The organism is Rhodococcus sp. NPDC055112, from assembly GCF_053607505.1.
Genome location: NZ_JBSGTR010000015.1, coordinates 68,505 through 86,538, shown reverse-complemented (window position 1 = coordinate 86,538; position 18,034 = coordinate 68,505). Strand labels below are relative to the sequence as shown.

Here is an 18,034-nt window from a genome sequence, read left to right as displayed (position 1 = left end):
GTGGTGATGCCACCGGGCGTCACGCCCTTTTCCGTGCGACGCGACGCACCGGCCGAGGTGCCATTCGGCATGGTGAACGTGTGTCATGATGCCGACGGTTGACGGGCGAAGACGGCAGGTCCCGGCCCGGCCGCAGGTGGTGAACCGGTTCCAGTTTCGAATGAAGACCGATCGGTCTGGACACCTTGCCAAACAGCTGTCCGACAAATAGTCTCGGTCTGATTCGAGTGCTCGCAGACGGCGCAAGGGAGACCCTGGTGAAATTTGGAATCACGCTGTTCACGAGTGATCGCGGGATAACGCCCGCGGCGGCTGCCGTCGCCGCGGAGGGCGCCGGGTTCGATTCCTTCTACGTCCCCGAGCACACCCACATCCCGGCCCGGCGGGACGCGGCGCATCCGCAGACCGGTGACGAGACGCTGCCCGACGATCGGTACATGCGCACCCTCGACCCCTGGGTGGCGCTTGCGACCGCGGCCTCGGTGACCGACCGCATCGCGCTCGGCACCGCGGTCGCGCTCCCGGTCGAGCACGACCCGATCACCCTGGCGAAGACCATCGCCTCGCTCGACCACCTCTCCGGGGGCCGGGTGGTGCTCGGCGTCGGGTACGGCTGGAACCTCGACGAGCTGACCGACCACGGCGTGCCGCCGGGGCGGCGCCGGACCATGCTGCGCGAGTACCTCGAGGCCATGCAGGCGCTGTGGTCGCAGCAGGAGGCCGAGTACGAGGGCGAGTTCGTCACGTTCGGCCCGAGCTGGGCGTGGCCGAAAACCATTCAGCAGCCCCGTGTTCCGGTGATCGTGGGCGCGGCGGGCAACGAGAAGAACTTCAAGTGGATCGCCCGGTCCGCGGACGGCTGGATGACAACCCCGATCGAGCAGGATATCGACGACAACGTGCTTCTGCTGCGCCGCATCTGGCAGGAGGCCGGCCGTGAGGGGGCGCCCCAGATCGTGGTGCTGGCAGGCAAGCCCGACCCGGACAAGCTCGCGCGCTGGGAGGACCTCGGCGTGACCGAGGTCGTGTTCGGTGTGCCCGACAAGTCCGAGGCCGAGGTGGTGGCCTACCTGGGTCGGCTCGCGGGCAAGCTGAACCGGGAGCCGGTCGCGCGCTGACCCGCGGTCGGTGGGTTCAGCCCAGCGCCTGAACTCGCCCCTGCTTGCGGGCCTTGGCCAGCCCGCGCCGCGCCAGGAAACCGTTGGCCAGCAACAGGATCGTCTTGTTCGCGGGTGCGCGGAACCCGGCCTCGGTGTGCGGCGCGTAGCGCGCCTCGGTGCCGGTGACCTCGAGCCAGCCCGTGTTCTGGCGGGTCTCGAGGCCGACGAGCTGGGCACGGTAGGAATGCGCGAGCAGACCGGCACGGCGGCCGCCAGACGGAACCCAGGCGGGCACCCGCAGTCGGACGCCATCGGCGTCGGCCGCGGTCACCCCGACCGGGGCGACCACCGGATATCGGTCCGCGTCGCGATAGGCGAGCAACAGGTGGGGCAGCCTCGCGGCCCGCTCGCCGGTTCTCGCCGCGTCCACCCGCGGGCCGGTGCCCTTCTTCGGTGGCGACTGCGGCGCGGCGCCGTCCTCGGGTCGTGGTGCGCCGAACACCTCGGGCTCACCGTCTGCGGTGGCCGATGCCCAGGCCACGATCCGGGTCACGGTCACCGTCACGAGCACGCGGTCCTCGTAGTACGCACGCAGCCACCGGTCCCAGAAGCGCCCGCGCTTCGGCGCGCCCATGTACGGCTCCAAGCGCTCGCCGATCTCGTCGAGCGTCGCCCGGTCGGGGTGTGGGTCGAATCGGGCCTCGCCCTGGACGAGGACGAACCGCTGGTCGGGGCGGTCGCCGACACCGTGTTCGCGGGCGTGGAACGCCAGCGCGACCCGGGGATCGTCCTTGATGCGCTCGAGTTTGCGTCCGAAGCCGAGCGAGGTGGTGAAGCCGACCGTGCCGCGTTCGCGGTCGCGCAACCCGATGGGAGCCACCGAGGTCACGACCGCCCCGCCCGCCGGGGTGAGGCAGGCGAGACCGCAGGTGAGGTCGCCGCCGATGATGTCGTCGACGGCGTCCGACCAGATGACCGGCATGGTTCAAGGCTAGCGCCCGTGCGCGGTTGACGAGTGCATGCACTCGTCAACCACGCACGGGCGGCGCAGCCGCCTGGCTATCCCTTGGCGGCGCTGACGCCTGCGCGCCTGCCGTAGAAGCTGCCGTCGCCCAGCGAGGTTCCGCTCGCGTAGCCGCCCGCGCAGACGCCGGAGGTACAGCGGCCCGCCGCGAACAGGCCGGGGATCGGCTCGCCGCTGACGTGCAGCACCTCCGAGTTGAGCGTGGTGCGCAGCCCGCCGAGGGTGAACCCGGCGGTGAAGTTGCGCAGGTCGAGCGCGGCGACGGGGGAGCCGATCGGCTTGCACCATTCGGACTTCTTGCCCAGCATCGGGTCCTCGCCGTTCTCGGCGTGCCGGTTGTACACCTCGACGGTCGCGACCAGCGCGCCGGCAGGCAGGCCCATCTCCGACTCGAGCTCCTCGACCGTCTCCGCCACCCACTTCGGCTGGAACCGGAAGAAGGGCGTGGAGCTGTCGCCCGCGCAGCCCTCCTCGTAGGCGGCTTCGTCGATGATCAGGTAGGCCTGGTTCTCGTTGCGCAGCAACGTCTCCTGGCCGATCCGGCCCGGGTACGTGTCCTCGTTGACGTACCGCTGGCCGCGGCCGTTGACGAGGATGCCCCTGACCATCAGCTGCGGATCGCCGAAGAACGCGACCTCGGTGGCGTCCATGTGCGCCAGGTCCGCGCCGAGGGCCTGTGCCATCCGGATCGCCCTGCCGTCGTGCTCCTCGATCGAGGCGCCCGGCTTGCCGATCAGGCGCGGCGCGTAGTTCTGCACCATCTCATTGTTGTAGGCGAAGCTGCCGGTGGCGAGCACGACGCCGGTTCGGGCGCGGACCGCGATCTCCTTGCCGTACTGCTTGGCGATGATGCCGACGACCCGACCATCCGCATCGACGATCAGGCGCTGCACCCGCATGTCGTACTCGGCACGGACGCCGAGCTCCTCGGCCGTTTCCACCAGCGGCTTCATCAGCATGAAGCCGCCGCCCTTCTCGCCGGTGCGCTTGTCCGCCATCTGCGGGACGTGCCCGCGCGGCGCCGGGGTGGCGATGGTGTTGAACGGCGCCGCGTTCTCGCCGCCGGAGTACATCAGACCGTCGTCGAACGGGGTCTCCCAGCCGGGCTGGCCGTAGAAGGACTTCTTGAACGGAACCCCGTTGTCCACCAACCAGTTGTAGTGCTCGACGCTGCCCTCGCAGTAGTCGGTGATCTTCTCCTCGTCGGCGCCCGGGCCGAGGGCGGCCATCATGAAGGCCTTCATGTTCGCGGGCGAGTCCTCGAAGCCGAGCGCCTGCTGAAGCGGGGTGCCGCCGCCGAGATAGATGAATCCGCCGGCCAGCGCCGCCGCGCCGCCCCAGCCGCTGGTCCGTTCGAGCACCAGGACGTCCGCGCCTGCGCTCGCGGCCTCGATCGCGGCGCTGACACCGGCGATCCCGTAGCCGGCGACGACGACGTCGGCCTCGTAGTGCCACGTCTCGATGGTGTCGGCGGGCTGCGGACGGATGGGAGTGGCCTCAGCCATGAATCGGGTCCTTGTCTCGAGAGTTGTTGCCTAGAGTGCAGTATTTCCGGAAGAGCCTCAACCGGTGGTGGTTTCCGCCGAGTCGGCCTCCGCGGCCTTCGCCGCGGAACGGGCGGCCTTGCGCCGGTCCGCCTTGACGGCGATCAACGCGTTGTTGAGTCCGGTACCCAGCGGCCAGCCGACGTAGTGGCAGAGGAAGATCGCCGCCTCCTCGACCTGTTCCTCGGTCAGTTCCTCGTTGTGCAGTGCCGCGTTGATCTGGATCTTCGCGACATCGCCCTGGCCCTGCGCGGTGATGGCGCCGAGCAGCAACAGCCGACGGTCGCGCAGGCTGAGCCCCGGCCTGGTCCAGATGTCGGCGAACAGATGGTCGGCGGTGACCGCGAAGAAGTCGCCGGGGACGTCGGCGGGCATTTCCCAGCCGTACACCTGGTTCATCATCGCCACCCCGCGCGCGCGGGCCTCGGTGACACCGTTTCCGTCGGTCATGCGTGCTCCTTTGTGACAGCGTCGGATTGTGCACCGGTCCCGACCCCGAGTCCGGGGCCGAGATCGGTGAGGGCTCGGCGGGCGAGCGGCAGGTCGACATCGAGTCGCTCACCGAGGTCGAGCGCAAGGGACAGGTCCTTCTCGCCGAGATTGCGGACGTGCCCGAGGATCGGGTGCCAGAAGTCGTCCTCGGCGACCGGGGCGGTGGTCTCGCGCAACATGATCGCGCCCGCACCCCCGGTGATGGCGTCGGTGTGCCGGACGACCTTGCCGAGCTCGCGGATGTCGAGGCCCGCGGCCTCGGCGAGGCGCTGTGCCTCGCTCGCTGCGGTGAACGAGACGAAGTGGAGCAGGTTGCGCGCCAGTTTCATCCGGGTGCCCGCCCCGACCGGGCCGGCGTGGACGACCAGTTCGGCCCAGCACGCGAACGAACCGCTCACCGCGGCGAACGCCTCCTCGGATCCGCCGACCATGACCGCGAGCCGACCCTGCTTGGCCCCGGGGGCGCCGCCGCTGACGGGCGCATCGACCAGGTCGACTCCCCGTTCCCGGCAACGCTGCGCGAGGTCGGTCGCGGTGAGGTCGCTGATCGTCGAATGCACCGCGATCACGGTGCCCGGCGCTGCGGTGGTCAGGATCCCGTCAGGACCCTCGACCACGTCCCGGACCTGCGCGTCGTCGAGGACGGTCACCGAGATCACCTTGGCCTGTGCGGCGACCGCGGCGGGCGTGTCCGCCGCGGCGGCACCCGCGTCCGTGAACGGTGTCAGCGCCTCCGGTCGCGCGTCGCACACGACCAGGCCGCCGGGCCAGTCGAGCAACCGGGTGGCCATGGGCGCGCCCATGTTGCCGAGGCCGATGTAGCCGACCGTGATGTCGGTGTCGTTCGCCGTCATGACCGGAACACCTGTCCGCCGTCGACGTTGAAGATCTGTCCGGTGACCCAGCCCGCCTCGTCGGAGAGCAGGAACAGGCACATGCCGACCAGGTCCTCGGTGGTTCCCATGCGCTGCAGTGGAATTCGCCTGACTATGTCCTTGACGATGTTGCCGGGGGTGACGGTGCGGGTGGCCTCGGTGTCGATCGGGCCCGGCGCGATCGCGTTGATGCGAATGTTCGACCAGCCGAGCTCGGTGGCGAGCTGCTGGGTGAGGCTGTTGACGCCCGCCTTGGCCAGTCCGTAGTAGTTCGAGTACAACCAGGCCGCGGTGGAGGACTGGTTGACGATCGAGCCGCCATTGGCCCACATGTGCGGGACGACCGCCCTGCAGACCTGCAGCGCGCCGTCCATGTTCACGCTCATGAACCTGCGGTAGTAGTCCCAGTCCACCGTGAGCAGCGAGTCGATCTTCATGTCGCCGTAGATCGCCGCGTTGTTGACCAGGTGTTCGATGCTGCCGAATCTCTCGATTGTGTAGTCGGCCAGCGCCTTCGCCGATGCCCCGTCCGCCACATCGACTTCCTTGAACGCGGCGGAGCCCCCGTCCGCGGTGATCTGCTTGGCCACGGTCTCGCCGAGCTCACGGTTGAGGTCGGCGACCACCACGTTGGCGCCCTCCGCCGCGAGTGCGCGCGCGTAGCTCTCGCCGATGCCCTGCGCCGCGCCGGTGACGATGGCGGTGCGTCCGTCGAAACGTCCCATGTGTCTGTTCTCCTCGGTAGGTGTACGTCGGCAGGCTGTGGATCAGGTCGTCGCGGGGGAGGCGACGAGTTTGGTCTCCAGGTACTCCTCGAAGCCGGCCACGCCCATCTCGCGGCCGATCCCGGACTGCTTGTAGCCGCCGAACGGGGCGTCCGCGGAGTACCAGACGCCGCCGTTGACGCTGAGCGTTCCGGTGCGCACGCCCGCGACCACGCGGTTCACCCGGTCCGGGTCGGTGCCCCACACCGAGCCGGACAGCCCGTACGGCGAGTCGTTGGCGATCCGGACGGCGTCCTCGTCGCCGTCGTGCGGGAGGATCACCAGGACCGGGCCGAAGATCTCCTCCTGGGCGACCCGTGCGGAGTTGTCCACCCCGGCGATCAGGGTCGGCTCGACGAAGAACCCGCGGTCCAGGTCGGCCGGTCGGCCACCGCCGGTGACGATGGTGCCGCCCTCCTCCACCGCGAGCTTCAGGTAGCCCTCCACCCGCTCGCGCTGGCGCGCGGAGATCAATGGCCCGCAGACGGTTCCTGGCTTGCTCGGGTCGCCTGCGCGGATGCCGGACATGGTCGCGGCGGTCGCGGCGACCGCCTCGTCGTAGCGGGCCCGCGGGACCAGCAGCCGGGTCGTCAGCGCGCAGCCCTGCCCCGCGTGCACGCAGACCGAGAAGGCCGCGACCGCACAGGCGCTCGCCAGGTCGGCGTCGTCGAGCACGATGAACGCGGACTTGCCGCCGAGTTCGAGGAACACCTTCTTGAGGCTGTCGGCCGCCGAGGCCATCACCGTGCGTCCGGTCGCGGTCGACCCGGTGAACGAGACCAGGTCGACGCGCGGGTCGGTGCACAGCTGCGCGCCGAGTGCGTGGTCGGTTGAGGTCACGATGTTGACCACGCCGGCCGGGATCTCGGTCTCCTCGGCGATCACCCTGCCGACCAGCGCCGCACACCACGGGGTGTCGGGCGCGGGCTTGAGCACCACGGTGTTGCCCGCGGCCAGGGCGGGACCGAGCTTGGCGAAGTTGATCTGGTGCGGGAAGTTCCACGGGGTGATCGCGCCGACGACGCCGACGGCCTCCTTGAGCACCCGGCGAGCGGTGGGGATCCCCATCGGCGTCGCGGAACCGAGATCCTGTTCCCACGAGTAGTTCTCGGCAAGGTCTGCCCAGTAGCGCAGGTCCTCGACGGGACCCTCGAGCTGCGGTCCGCTGGTCAGCATCGCGGGCGCGCCGACCTCGGCGATGGTCACCTCGCGCAACTCCTCGATGTGCGACTGCAAGGCGTCGCACAGCTGGCGCAGACACCGGGCACGGAACGCGTGATCGCGGGACCAGGAGCCCTGATCGAACGCGCGACGGGCGGCCGCGATGGCGGCGTCCATGTCGGCGGCGGTGGCCTCGGCGGCAGATCCGAGCACCTCCTCGGTTGCGGGATTGAGCACCTCGAAGGTGCCGCCGGAGCCGGGGACGAGCTTTCCGTCGATCAGCAGGGCCGAACTGTCGGTCGGGCGAAGCGTCATGCTCAATTCCTCCACATCTGGACAGGTGTCTGGACTATAGTTCGCGCAGAGACACCTCGCAACGCTTTCAGGCAGAAGCACGTCGAACGTTCCATCGATTGCAGGGAGTGGTCCGATGAATCGAGTCGCAGGCAAGGTCGCATTCGTGACCGGCGCAGCCCGGGGGCAGGGCCGCAGTCACGCGGTCCACCTCGCCGAGGAGGGCGCGGACATCATCGCGTTCGACCTGTGTGCGGACATCGCAAGCAACGAATACCCGCTCGCCACCGAGGCCGACCTGGAGGAGACGGCGCGCCTGGTCGAGAAGGCCGGCCGCAGGGCCGTCGCGGCCCGCGTCGACGTCCGCGACCGGGCGGCCGTCGAGGCGGCGCTGGCCGAGGCCGTTGGCGAGCTGGGCGGCCTCGATGTCGTGGTGGCCAATGCGGGAATCTGCCCGCTCGGCAAGCATGTTCCCAACGCGGGCTTCGTGGACGCCTTCGACGTGAATTTCGTCGGCGTGGTGAACACCGTGCACGCGGCGATGGAGTATCTGGGCGAGGGTGGCTCGATCATCGCGATCGGTTCGGTCGCCGGTTTGGTGCCGCAGACCGGGTTCAACGGTCAGCAGGCGCTGCAGGGGCCGGGCGGTGACGGGTACGGGCTCGCCAAGAAGCTGATCCAGGCTTACACGAACTCGCTGGCGCTGACGCTGGGGCCGAGTTCGATCAGGGTCAACGCGATCCATCCGACCAACGTGAACACCGACATGTTGCAGAGTCCGCCGATGTACAAGACGTTCCGGCCCGACCTCGAGAACCCGACCGCGGAGGACGCGGCGCTGACCTTTCCGTTCATGCAGGCCATGCCGATTCCGTGGGTCGAGCCCGAGGACATCTCGCACGCTGTCGTGTACCTGGCCTCGGACGAATCGCGGTACGTGACCGGCCAGCAACTGCGGGTCGACGGCGGGGCAGGGATGAAGATCGGGCTCTAGCGATGGGTCGCTGACCGGAAGCGAATGGCGAAGTCGAGCGCGAAAACGGGTACCGCCGGACGGGAGACCGTAGTAATGTCCAGACACGTGTCCAGTCGTAGTTTCGAGTCGACCCGCAGACGGTTGACCGAGAAGCAGGCCGACACCGTCGAGCGACTCACCGGTGCCGCCGTCGAGGTGCTGCGCGAGCAGGAGTTCGGTGGGCTGACCGTGCGGGCGGTGGCCGCGCGGGCAGGCGTCGGCCCCGCGACCGCGTACACCTACTTTTCGTCGAAGGAACACCTCGTCGCCGAGGTCTTCTGGCGACGGCTCGCGGCCTCCGAGGTTCCGGACGGCACCGGCCAGGGCCGCACGGAACGGGTGCTGTCGGTGCTGCGCGGGATCGCTCTGCTGCTGGCCGACGAGCCTGAGGTGTCCGACGCGGTGACCGGCGCCCTACTCGGCGCCGATCCGGACGTCGAGCACCTGCGCGGCCGGATCGGATTCGAGATCCACAACCGGCTCGGGCAGGCCCTCGGCCCGGGATACGACCCAGAACTGCTCGAAACCCTCGAACTTCTCTATGCGGGAGCTCTCCTGCGCGCCGGGATGGGATACGGGTCCTACCCGCAACTCGCGCAGCGACTGGAGGCCTCCGCCAGACTGATCCTGGAGCCACGATGACCGAAGCCCTGATCACCCCGGTGGTCTTCAATCCGTACGACTACGCCTTCCACGACGATCCGTACCCCACGTACAAGCGGCTGCGTGAGGAGTCGCCCATCTATCACAATCCGGACATCGGGTTCTGGGCGCTCTCGCGGCACGGCGACGTAGCCGACGCCTTCAAGGACAATCGCCGGCTCTCGAGTGCCAACGGGGTCTCGCTCGACCCGGCCGCGTACGGACCGCACGCTCACCTCGTGATGTCCTTCCTCGCCATGGACGACCCGCGGCATATGCGGTTGCGGCAGTTGGTCTCTCGTGGGTTCACGCCCCGCCGGGTTGCCGAGCTCGAGGGTCGCATCCTGGAACTGACCGATCAGTACCTGGAGCCGGCGCTGGCGGCGGGAGAGTTCGACTGGATCGCCGAGGTGGCAGGCAGGCTGCCGATGGACGTGATCTCCGAGCTGATGGGGGTGCCTGAGCCGGATCGCGCGGAGCTGCGACGGATGGCGGACCTGGTGGTGCACCGCGAGGACGGGGTCCAAGACGTCCCGCAGGCCGCGGTGGAGTCCTCGATCAGCCTGATGGGCTACTACCGGGACATGATCGCCGAGCGCAGGCGGTCGGCGACCGGGGACCTGACCTCCGCGCTCCTCGAAGCCGAGATCGACGGTGACCGGCTCAGCGACGAGGAGATCCTCGGGTTCATGTTCCTGATGGTGGTGGCGGGCAATGAGACCACCACCAAGCTGCTGGGGAACGCGCTGTACTGGGGTTCGCGCCACCCAGGCCAGGTCGCGCCGGTGCTCGCCGACCCGGACAGGACACCGGACTGGGTTGAGGAGACGCTGCGCTACGACACGTCGAGCCAGATCGTCGCCCGCACCACGGCGGTGGATCTCGAGTACTACGGCCAGACCGTGCCCGCGGGGGAGAAGATGCTCCTCCTGATCGGCTCCGCAAACCGGGACTCCGGCGTGTTCGAGGATGCCGACGAGTTCCAGATCGGGCGGAACTCGACCAACAAACTGGCGAGTTTCGGTGGCGGCGTGCACTTTTGCCTCGGAGCCCACCTGGCGAGGCTCGAGGCCAACATCGCGCTCGCCGAGTTCGCCAGGAAGGTGTCCGACTTCGAGGTCGACGAGTCCGGGATCGAGCGCGTCCATTCGACGAACGTCAGGGGCTTCGCGGCCCTCCCGGTGAAGGTGCAGGTGCGCTGATGCCACGATTCGAACCGAACCCGGAGCGCAGGCCCGCGGTGATCTCCGGCGCGTCCTCGGGGATCGGCACCGCCACCGCCTATGCGCTCGCCGAGCTCGGCCACCCGGTTGCGCTGGGCGCCAGGCGCGTCGCGGAGTGCGAGGCGATCGCGGAGAAGATCCGGCAGGGTGGCGGCGAGGCGTTCGCACACTTTCTCGACGTCACCGACGCCGCCTCGGTCGACGAGTTCGTCACGGCCGCCGAGGATGCCATGGGACCGACGGAGATCGTGCTCTCCGGCGCGGGCGACCTCGAGTTCGGTGCGGCCGACCAGATGGAGCCCGAGCGATTCCTGAAGCAGGTCGAGGTGCATCTGGTCGGTGCGCAACGGCTGGCGCACCGGATACTGCCCGGCATGCGCGAGCGGCGGCGCGGCGACTTCGTGCTGATCGGATCCGATTGCGCGGACCGTCCACGACCGCTGATGGGTGCCTACGACGCGGCCAAGGCGGGACTCGAGGCGATGGGGCGGCAGATGCGAATGGAGCTCGAGGGCACCGGAATCCGCGCCTCCATCGTCAGGCCGGGGCCGACGCTCACCGGGATGGGGATGGATTCCACCCCGGAGGTCATCGGCCCGCTCGCCGAATCCTGGAAGACCTGGGGGTTCGCCAGGCACGGCTACTTCCTGCGCGCCTCCGACATCGCCAACGCCGTCGTCGCGGTGGTGTCGGCGCCGCGCGGCGCGCACCTGGTGCTGGTCGAGGTCCAGCCGGAGGCGCCGCTGAGCGCCCGCGTCACCGAGAACCACCCCGACTCGACGGAGGCGAAGAGATGAGTCTGCGAGATCCCCAACGCGTGTCCGGCGGCGAGCACGAGCACGGCCACCTCGAGGAACTGCGCACCGATCCGATCGCGTTGATGCGCCGCGTGCGCGAGGAGTGCGGCGACGTCGGGACCTTCCGGCTCGCCGACCGAGAGGTGGTGTTGCTCTCCGGGGCCGAGGCCAACGAGTTCTTCTTCCGCTCGTCGGACGAGGACCTGGACCAGCAGGCCGCGTACCCCTTCATGAAGCCGATCTTCGGGGCGGGTGTGGTGTTCGACGCCAGCCCGGAGCGGCGCAAGGAGATGCTGCACAACCAGGCACTGCGCGGTGAGCAGATGAAGGGCCACGCCGCGACGATCGGCGCTGAGGTGGAGGCGATGGTCGCGGGCTGGGGCGACGAGGGGGAGATCGACCTGCTCGACTTCTTCGCCGAGCTGACCATCTACACCTCCTCGGCCTGCCTGATCGGCAAGAAGTTCCGCGACCAGCTCGACGATCGGTTCTCCAAGCTCTACCACGAGCTCGAACAGGGCACGGACGCACTCGCGTTCGTCGATCCGTACGCACCGATCGAGAGCTTCCGGCGCCGGGACGAGGCGCGACTGGCGCTCGTGGCACTGGTGCAGGAGATCATGACCGGACGGGTCGAGAACCCACCTCGGGGCAAGGACGACCGGGACATGCTCGACGTGCTGGTCTCGATCAAGGACGAGTCCGGTGCGGAGCGGTTCAGCGCCGACGAGATCACCGGCATCTTCATCTCGATGATGTTCGCGGGCCACCACACCACCTCCGGCACCGCGGCCTGGAGCCTGATCGAACTGCTGCGGCACCCGGACGCCATGAAACAGGTGGTCGGCGAGCTGGACGAGTTGTACTCGGACGGCGCCGACATCAGCTTTCATGCGCTGCGGCAGATCCCGGTGCTGGAGGCGGTGGTCAAGGAGACCCTGCGACTGCACCCGCCGCTGATCATCCTGCTGCGGCTGGCGCGCGACGACTTCGAGGTCGGTGGCTTCCGGATCGAGAAGGGCAACCTGGTTGCGGCGACTCCGGCGATCTCCAACAGGATCCCCGAGGACTTCCCGCGCCCGGACGACTTCGACCCGGGTCGCTACATCGATCCGAACCAGGAGGACATCGTCAACCGATGGACCTGGATCCCGTTCGGGGCAGGCAGGCACCGCTGCGTCGGGGCCGCCTTCGCGCAAATGCAGCTCAAGGCCATATTCTCGATCCTCTTGCGGGACTTCGAGTTCGAGATGGCACAGCCGTCGGAGTCGTACCGGAACGACCACAGCAAGATGGTCGTCCAGCTCGAGCAACCGTGCCGGGTCCGGTATCGCAGGCGGGGAACTCGATGAGGATCGAGGTCGACGCGGACCTGTGCCAGGGGCATGCCGCCTGCGAGATGGAGGCGCCCGAGGTCTTCTCCGTGCCCAAGCACGGAACCGTGCAGATCCTCGAGCCCGACCCGCCCCAGTCCATGCGCGCGAGTGTGGAGAACGCGGTGAAATTCTGCCCGACCCGCGCGCTGAGAATGACCGAATCCGAAGGAGACCAGTGATGTCCCAGTTCGATCGCGCGGAGCTCGACGAGATGGTCTCGCGATGGGTCGAGGAGAACAAGCGTTGCGAGGCAGCCGGTGACTGGAAGCCGTTGGCGCAGATGTACACCGAGGACGCTACCTACGGCTGGAACTACGGGCCGCAACAGGATTTCATGGCCGTCGGCCGCGACGAGATCCGTGACATTGCGCTCGGCCAGGAGATGTTCGGCCTCGAGGGTTGGCAGTACCCCTATCAGGAATTCGTCGTCGACGAGCGCAGCGGCAACGTCATCGGCCTCTGGAAGCAGGTCGCCGACGCCACCCGCGCCGACGGCAGCAACTACTCCGTCCACGGTATCGGTGGCAGCTGGTTCCGCTACGGCGGAGACTTCCAGTGGTCCTGGCAGCGTGACTTCTTCGACTTCGGCAACGTCTCGGCGCTGTTCATGGAGATGATCACCGACGGCGCGCTCTCGGACGGAATGAACGCTCGCATCCAGCGGTCGGTCTCGGGGGAGAAGCTCCCCGGCTGGTACCCGGCCGGCGGCGCCCCGGTTCCACTGTGGTGAGCGGGGTGGCGGTCACCGATTCGTTCGCGGCGCGCTCCCGCACCGATCTCGCGACACTGGTGCCAGAGCTCCTGCTCTGCGGGCAACTGATCGATCGCTCGGGAATGGCGCATCTGATCGTGGAGTTCGGGCGCGAGGGCATGGCGGCCGTCGCGATCGAGGAGTGGCAGGCGTCGAGCCCCTGGTACACGCGCAGGATGCAGAAGGCGCTGGGGTACGAGGGCGACGACGTGGTCACGATCTTCAAGGGACTACAGCTCGATATCGGGGCACCGCCCCAGTTCATGGACTTTCGGTACCGGGTCGACGATCCCGCGCACGGCGAGTTCTGGCTCGATCATTGTGGCGCCCTGATGGACGTCGAGCCGCTAGGTGACGAGTACGTGACGACGATGTGCCACGACATCGAGGACCCGACCTTCGATGCGACCGCGCTGGCCACCAACCCGCACGCACAGGTGCGGCCCATCCACCGCCCGCCGCGCCGACCGGCGGACCGGAAGCCGCACTGCGCGTGGACCGTCGTCATCGATCCGTCGCACGAGCCGCCCCAGATGACCGCGCACACCGAGCAGATCGGCCGTACCGCGGCCAACTCGGTTGAGCTGAGCCCCATCGACCGCACGGGGGAGGGCGCGCACGACTACTCGGGTCCCTTGCTCTCGGACGTCCGGTTCGCGGACTTCTCGCACTCGGCCCTGGTACGGATCGCGGAGGAGGTCTGCCTGCAACACCACCTGCTGGCGCTCGGCTTCCTCCTCGCGGTCCGCAAGCGGGCGGAGGAGGACAAGGCGCTCGAGATCACGCGCAAGCAACTCACCGGGATTGCGGGGGTGGCCGCGCAGCGGATCCGCGACGCGCTCGGACTGCCGCGTGACCTGGCAGGCCTGGCCGAGGTGCTGTCGGTGCATCCGCTGTTGAACCCGAAGCAGTACGTGGACAGCGACATCCGGCTCGGGGGCGGGCGGCTGGAGCTGTGGCTCGGTCGCGGCGGAGCTGCGGACGCCGACGGGGGCTGGCCTGCCCTGATCGACGGCGAGCACCTCGAGCCGCTGCAGGCATTGGTACGCGGGGTCGATCCCCGGTTCACCGTCCGCCTGCTCGCGGAGGACGTAGATGCACTCCTCGTCGAGGTGGTGACCGAGGACGAACCCGCGCCCGAATGCGTGGAGGTCGCCATCACCCGGGTCAGTACCGGGGCCGCATTCGCATTCACCGATCGTGGAATCCCCCTGCCGCTCACGGTGATCTGAGCTCCCAACGTTGGAAGGACTCGCATGGCATATACCTTCGCGGACCTGTTCGAGCATGCCGTCGACGCCATGGGCGACCGCGTCGCGGTGATGGCGGGTGACGGGCAGGTCACCTACCGGGAGCTCGACGAGCGGGCGAACCGGCTCGCCCACCACCTGCAGTCGGTCGGGCTGGGTGCGGGAGCGCACGTCGGCATCCAGATGCACAACTCGATCGAGACCATGGAGGCGGTGCTGGCGGCCTTCAAGATCCGGGCGGTGCCGCTGACCGTCAACTATCGCTACACGGCAGACGAATTGGCTTACCTCTACGACGACGCGGACCTGGACGCGGTGGTGTATCACCGCGGGTTCGGCGAGCGGGTAGCGGAGGTCGCGCCCGCGATGCCCCGGATCAGGCATCTCATCGAGGTGCCGGACGAGCTGGAACCGGCCGCCGTCGAGGCTCAGGTGCTCGTTCCCGGCGCGGTCCGATACGAGGAGGCGCTCGCCGCTGCGTCCCCCTCCCGAGGATTCGACGAACGCAGCGGCGACGACGTCTACATCCTGTACACCGGCGGCACCACCGGCAGGCCGAAGGGGGTGGTGTGGCGGCAGGAGGACATGTGGCGGGTCCTCGGCGGCGGCCTCGACTTCTTCACAGGGGAGCCGATCGCCGACGAGTACCAGCAGTCCCGCACCGGGGCGGCAGGCGAACAGATCCGGATGCTGATCCTGCCGCCACTGATCCACACCTCGGCGCTGATGCCGACGTTCACCGCGCTGCTGGCGGGCAATGCGGTGGTCTACGATGCGAAGTTCGATGCCGAACGGACCTGGCACCTGGTCGCCAGGCACCGGCCGACGGCGATGGTCATCACCGGCGACGCGATGGGTCGGCCGCTGGTCGAGGCCTACCGGAACGTCCACGCGGACACGTCGAGCCTGGCCGTGGTGGCCTCGGGGGCGGCGCTGTTCTCCGCGTCGGTCAAGGACGCGTTTTTCGAGGCCATCCCGAACCTGGTGATCTCGGACTCGGTGGGTTCGTCCGAAACCGGCTTCGGCGGTATCGGATTCGCCACGAAGGGTTTCGAGCAGCACGGCGGGCCGAAGGTGGGCTCGCACCGGCACACCGTGGTGGTCGACGACGAGAACCGTTTGCTCGCACCGGGATCCGGCGGGGAGGGGTGGCTGGCGAAGCTCGGCTACGTCCCGCTCGGCTACTACAACGACCTGGTCAAGTCGGCCGAGATCTTCCGCGAGATAAATGGGGCGCGTGCCGTGGTGACCGGCGACCGGGCCCGGATCGAGGACGACGGGTCGATCACGCTTCTCGGTCGCGGCAACATGGTGATCAACACCGGCGGCGAGAAGGTGTTCGCCGAGGAGGTCGAGGCGATCGTCAAGGCACACCCCGACGTGTACGACGCGATCGTGATCGGGGTGCCTGACGAACGCTGGGGCAACCGGGTGGCCACGGTGCTGTGTCCCCGCGCAGGCGCGCCCGACTTCGAGAGCCTCGAGAAGCACGCCCGCAGCCACCTCGCCGGATACAAGATCCCCCGAGCATTCTGGATCGCCGACGAGGTCGAGCGGACGCCGAGCGGCAAGCCGGACTACCGCTGGGCCAAAGACCACGCCGCCGGCCGCGCGCCCGATCACCGAATCGACTGACCCGCCCCGAAAGGCCTGCCATGACCGATCTGCACGTCCCGGCGCTCGACCTCCCGAAGGGCTTCGACGTCACCGATCCCAAGCTGTACGGCGAACGAGTGCCGCTCGCCGAGTTCGCGCAACTGCGCCGCTGTGCCCCGGTGTGGTGGAACGAGCAAGAACCGGGCACCGGCGGCTTCCACGACGGCGGCTGCTGGGTGGTCTCGCGACACGCCGATGTGCGCGACATCTCGCGCCGCCCCGAGCACTTCTCGAACCACGTCAACGGGTCGATCCCGCGGCACCAGGACGACATCTCCTCCGAGGAGCTGGAGGTGACCAAGCACGTCCTGATCAACAAGGACGCACCCGAGCACACCCAGCTGCGCAAACTGGTCTCGCGGCTGTTCACCCCGCGTGCGGTCGAGTCGATGCGGGCCGCCCTCGACGAGCGCGCGGACCTCATCACCCGCACCGCGGTGGCGAACCCGAGCGGGGATTTCGTCGCCGAGGTCGCCAGCGAACTCCCGATGCAGGCGATCTCGGAACTGATCGGGGTCCCGGAGGACGCCAGGAAACAACTCTTCGAGTGGTCCAACCAGATGACCGGATATGACGACGAGACCCTCGAGGGCGCGTCGCGGATGGCGTCGGCACAGATTCTCGGGTACGCCTACCAGCTCGCGGAGGCGCGCCGCACGGAGCCGCTCGAGGACATCATCTCCACGCTGGTGCACGCCGATGTGGACGGGGAGGCACTGACCCCCGAGCAGTTCGGCTTCTTCGTGATCATGCTCGCGGTTGCAGGCAATGAAACGACCCGAAACGCGACCACACTCGGCATGATGGCGTTCATGGAGCACCCCGAGCAGTGGGAGCTGTACAAACGTGAGCGTCCCCGCACGGCGGCGGACGAGATCATCCGCTGGGCTTCGCCGCTGACCTCGCTGCAGCGAACGGCACTGGTGGATACGGAAATCAGTGGAACCGCCATCAAGGCGGGACAGCGAGTGGTACTGCTGTACGGGTCAGCGAATTTCGACGAGGACGTGTTCGACAACCCACGCACCTTCGACATCACCAGAGATCCGAACCCGCACCTCGCCTTCGGTGGGACCGGGCCGCATTACTGCATCGGGGCCAATCTGGCCCGAATGGAACTGGATTTGATCTTCAACAAGATCGCAGACCACATGCCCGACATCTCGAAGCTCGGTGACCCTCGCCGCCTGCAGTCCGGATGGATCAACGGGATCACGAGCTTCGAGGTCGACTACGGAACCCGCGCGTCTGGGTGTCCCGTAGCGCACTGAGGGCGTGCACACGACAGGGGAGGGCTCGTGGCGAGTACGACGCTGAAGGGGCCGATGCGCGAGCTCGGCCACTTCTACCGGATGGGGGCGGATGTCGCGGTCGGGTTGGTGCGCACGCGATTCCAGCTCCAGGAGTTCCTGGAACAGAGCTGGATGATCGCGCGGGTGTCGATCGTGCCGACGGTGCTGGTCGCGGTGCCGTTCACCGTGCTGGTCAGCTTCACGCTCAATATCCTGCTCCGTGAGATCGGGGCGGCGGACCTCAGCGGGGCAGGCGCCGCCCTCGGCGCGGTCACCCAGGTCGGCCCGGTGGTGACCGTGCTGATCGTCGCGGGTGCCGGGGCCACCGCGATCTGTGCCGACCTCGGCTCGCGCACCATCCGCGAGGAGATCGATGCGATGGAGGTGCTCGGGATCGATCCGGTGACCCGGCTGGTGATCCCGCGAGTGGTGGCGTCGACGGTGGTCGCGCTGCTGCTCAACGGGCTGGTGTGCGTGATCGGCATCGCGGGCGGATTCGTGTTCTCGGTGTTCCTGCAGGGTGTCAACCCTGGCGCGTTCGCGGACGGCATCACGCTGCTGACCGGCCTGCCTGAGGTGGCGATCTCGATGGTGAAGGCGGCGCTGTTCGGCCTGCTGGCGGGGCTGGTCGCCTGCTACCGGGGGCTGACGGTGCGCGGCGGGCCCAAGGGCGTGGGGGAGGCGGTCAACGAGACCGTGGTCTACGCCTTCATGGCGCTCTTCGTGGTCAACACCATCGTGACCGCGGTCGGCATCCGGCTGACGGCGGGCTGACGCG

18 protein-coding genes are annotated in these 18,034 nt (G+C 68.5%); 12 read left to right on the top strand and 6 right to left on the bottom strand.

The window, feature by feature from the left end; all coding sequences use genetic code 11:
• Positions 1-257 precede the first annotated feature (257 nt).
• Positions 258-1,118: an LLM class F420-dependent oxidoreductase gene (locus tag ACWFRB_RS10375; RefSeq protein ID WP_452640769.1), complete on the top strand. Its 861-nt coding sequence runs from the start codon at positions 258-260 to the stop codon at positions 1,116-1,118.
• 16 nt (positions 1,119-1,134) lie between these two features.
• On the opposite strand, the gene ACWFRB_RS10370 is transcribed toward ACWFRB_RS10375, so the two are convergent.
• The 6 genes from ACWFRB_RS10370 to ACWFRB_RS10345 all read right to left on the bottom strand — a co-directional run bounded on the left by ACWFRB_RS10370 (position 1,135) and on the right by ACWFRB_RS10345 (position 7,275).
• Positions 1,135-2,082, bottom strand: a complete 948-nt coding sequence (locus ACWFRB_RS10370; RefSeq protein ID WP_452640767.1) for a pyridoxamine 5'-phosphate oxidase family protein — start codon at positions 2,080-2,082, stop codon at positions 1,135-1,137.
• Between the two features lie 77 nt (positions 2,083-2,159).
• A complete protein-coding gene (locus ACWFRB_RS10365) occupies positions 2,160-3,629 on the bottom strand; it encodes an FAD-dependent oxidoreductase (protein ID WP_452640766.1) in 1,470 nt (489 codons plus the stop codon).
• Positions 3,630-3,686: 57 nt separating this feature from the next.
• A complete protein-coding gene (locus tag ACWFRB_RS10360; protein WP_452640765.1) occupies positions 3,687-4,118 on the bottom strand; it encodes a carboxymuconolactone decarboxylase family protein in 432 nt (143 codons plus the stop codon).
• The gene (locus ACWFRB_RS10355) at positions 4,115-5,014 is read right to left on the bottom strand and encodes an NAD(P)-dependent oxidoreductase (protein WP_452640763.1); all 900 of its coding nucleotides are present in this window, start codon (positions 5,012-5,014) and stop codon (positions 4,115-4,117) included. Before ACWFRB_RS10355 ends, ACWFRB_RS10360 begins: the two co-directional genes overlap by 4 nt.
• Complete coding sequence (locus ACWFRB_RS10350) at positions 5,011-5,760, bottom strand: SDR family oxidoreductase (protein ID WP_452640761.1); 750 nt, start codon at positions 5,758-5,760, stop codon at positions 5,011-5,013. The genes ACWFRB_RS10355 and ACWFRB_RS10350 overlap by 4 nt, the downstream gene beginning before the upstream one ends.
• Positions 5,761-5,802: 42 nt before the next feature.
• Positions 5,803-7,275, bottom strand: coding sequence for an aldehyde dehydrogenase (locus ACWFRB_RS10345; RefSeq protein ID WP_452640759.1), 1,473 nt, complete (start codon positions 7,273-7,275; stop codon positions 5,803-5,805).
• Positions 7,276-7,390: 115 nt separating this feature from the next.
• On the opposite strand from ACWFRB_RS10345, the gene ACWFRB_RS10340 reads away from it, so the two are divergent.
• From ACWFRB_RS10340 to ACWFRB_RS10290, 11 genes are all read left to right on the top strand, one after another.
• Positions 7,391-8,248, top strand: a complete 858-nt coding sequence (locus ACWFRB_RS10340) for a mycofactocin-coupled SDR family oxidoreductase (protein ID WP_452640758.1) — start codon at positions 7,391-7,393, stop codon at positions 8,246-8,248.
• A gap of 75 nt (positions 8,249-8,323) precedes the next feature.
• Positions 8,324-8,911, top strand: a complete 588-nt coding sequence (locus ACWFRB_RS10335; protein WP_452640757.1) for a TetR/AcrR family transcriptional regulator — start codon at positions 8,324-8,326, stop codon at positions 8,909-8,911.
• A complete protein-coding gene (locus ACWFRB_RS10330) occupies positions 8,908-10,113 on the top strand; it encodes a cytochrome P450 (protein WP_452640755.1) in 1,206 nt (401 codons plus the stop codon). Before ACWFRB_RS10335 ends, ACWFRB_RS10330 begins: the two co-directional genes overlap by 4 nt.
• Positions 10,113-10,931, top strand: a complete 819-nt coding sequence (locus ACWFRB_RS10325; RefSeq protein WP_452640753.1) for an SDR family oxidoreductase — start codon at positions 10,113-10,115, stop codon at positions 10,929-10,931. Before ACWFRB_RS10330 ends, ACWFRB_RS10325 begins: the two co-directional genes overlap by 1 nt.
• The gene (locus ACWFRB_RS10320) at positions 10,928-12,283 is read left to right on the top strand and encodes a cytochrome P450 (protein ID WP_452640752.1); all 1,356 of its coding nucleotides are present in this window, start codon (positions 10,928-10,930) and stop codon (positions 12,281-12,283) included. Before ACWFRB_RS10325 ends, ACWFRB_RS10320 begins: the two co-directional genes overlap by 4 nt.
• A complete protein-coding gene (locus tag ACWFRB_RS10315; protein ID WP_452640750.1) occupies positions 12,280-12,486 on the top strand; it encodes a ferredoxin in 207 nt (68 codons plus the stop codon). Before ACWFRB_RS10320 ends, ACWFRB_RS10315 begins: the two co-directional genes overlap by 4 nt.
• Positions 12,486-13,037, top strand: a complete 552-nt coding sequence (locus tag ACWFRB_RS10310; protein WP_452640749.1) for a nuclear transport factor 2 family protein — start codon at positions 12,486-12,488, stop codon at positions 13,035-13,037. The genes ACWFRB_RS10315 and ACWFRB_RS10310 overlap by 1 nt, the downstream gene beginning before the upstream one ends.
• On the top strand, positions 13,031-14,290 hold the full coding sequence (locus ACWFRB_RS10305; RefSeq protein WP_452640747.1) for a hypothetical protein: 1,260 nt from the start codon (positions 13,031-13,033) through the stop codon (positions 14,288-14,290). The genes ACWFRB_RS10310 and ACWFRB_RS10305 overlap by 7 nt, the downstream gene beginning before the upstream one ends.
• Positions 14,291-14,314: 24 nt before the next feature.
• Positions 14,315-15,943, top strand: a complete 1,629-nt coding sequence (locus ACWFRB_RS10300; RefSeq protein WP_452640745.1) for an acyl-CoA synthetase — start codon at positions 14,315-14,317, stop codon at positions 15,941-15,943.
• Positions 15,944-15,963: 20 nt separating this feature from the next.
• Complete coding sequence (locus tag ACWFRB_RS10295; RefSeq protein WP_452640743.1) at positions 15,964-17,235, top strand: cytochrome P450; 1,272 nt, start codon at positions 15,964-15,966, stop codon at positions 17,233-17,235.
• Positions 17,236-17,289: 54 nt separating this feature from the next.
• Complete coding sequence (locus tag ACWFRB_RS10290; protein ID WP_037175188.1) at positions 17,290-18,030, top strand: MlaE family ABC transporter permease; 741 nt, start codon at positions 17,290-17,292, stop codon at positions 18,028-18,030.
• Positions 18,031-18,034: the final 4 nt, after the last annotated feature.

What these genes read in the sequence shown, in the direction of transcription:
- ACWFRB_RS10370 (WP_452640767.1), bottom strand. Translation starts at nt 2,082, where the DNA reads ATGCCGGTCATCTGGTCGGACGCCGTCGACGACATCATCGGCGGCGAC.
- ACWFRB_RS10365 (WP_452640766.1), bottom strand. Translation starts at nt 3,629, where the DNA reads ATGGCTGAGGCCACTCCCATCCGTCCGCAGCCCGCCGACACCATCGAG.
- ACWFRB_RS10360 (WP_452640765.1), bottom strand. Translation starts at nt 4,118, where the DNA reads ATGACCGACGGAAACGGTGTCACCGAGGCCCGCGCGCGCGGGGTGGCG.
- ACWFRB_RS10355 (WP_452640763.1), bottom strand. Translation starts at nt 5,014, where the DNA reads ATGACGGCGAACGACACCGACATCACGGTCGGCTACATCGGCCTCGGC.
- ACWFRB_RS10350 (WP_452640761.1), bottom strand. Translation starts at nt 5,760, where the DNA reads ATGGGACGTTTCGACGGACGCACCGCCATCGTCACCGGCGCGGCGCAG.
- ACWFRB_RS10345 (WP_452640759.1), bottom strand. Translation starts at nt 7,275, where the DNA reads ATGACGCTTCGCCCGACCGACAGTTCGGCCCTGCTGATCGACGGAAAG.
- ACWFRB_RS10340 (WP_452640758.1), top strand. Translation starts at nt 7,391, where the DNA reads ATGAATCGAGTCGCAGGCAAGGTCGCATTCGTGACCGGCGCAGCCCGG.
- ACWFRB_RS10335 (WP_452640757.1), top strand. Translation starts at nt 8,324, where the DNA reads ATGTCCAGACACGTGTCCAGTCGTAGTTTCGAGTCGACCCGCAGACGG.
- ACWFRB_RS10330 (WP_452640755.1), top strand. Translation starts at nt 8,908, where the DNA reads ATGACCGAAGCCCTGATCACCCCGGTGGTCTTCAATCCGTACGACTAC.
- ACWFRB_RS10325 (WP_452640753.1), top strand. Translation starts at nt 10,113, where the DNA reads ATGCCACGATTCGAACCGAACCCGGAGCGCAGGCCCGCGGTGATCTCC.
- ACWFRB_RS10320 (WP_452640752.1), top strand. Translation starts at nt 10,928, where the DNA reads ATGAGTCTGCGAGATCCCCAACGCGTGTCCGGCGGCGAGCACGAGCAC.
- ACWFRB_RS10315 (WP_452640750.1), top strand. Translation starts at nt 12,280, where the DNA reads ATGAGGATCGAGGTCGACGCGGACCTGTGCCAGGGGCATGCCGCCTGC.
- ACWFRB_RS10310 (WP_452640749.1), top strand. Translation starts at nt 12,486, where the DNA reads ATGTCCCAGTTCGATCGCGCGGAGCTCGACGAGATGGTCTCGCGATGG.
- ACWFRB_RS10300 (WP_452640745.1), top strand. Translation starts at nt 14,315, where the DNA reads ATGGCATATACCTTCGCGGACCTGTTCGAGCATGCCGTCGACGCCATG.
- ACWFRB_RS10295 (WP_452640743.1), top strand. Translation starts at nt 15,964, where the DNA reads ATGACCGATCTGCACGTCCCGGCGCTCGACCTCCCGAAGGGCTTCGAC.
- ACWFRB_RS10290 (WP_037175188.1), top strand. Translation starts at nt 17,290, where the DNA reads ATGCGCGAGCTCGGCCACTTCTACCGGATGGGGGCGGATGTCGCGGTC.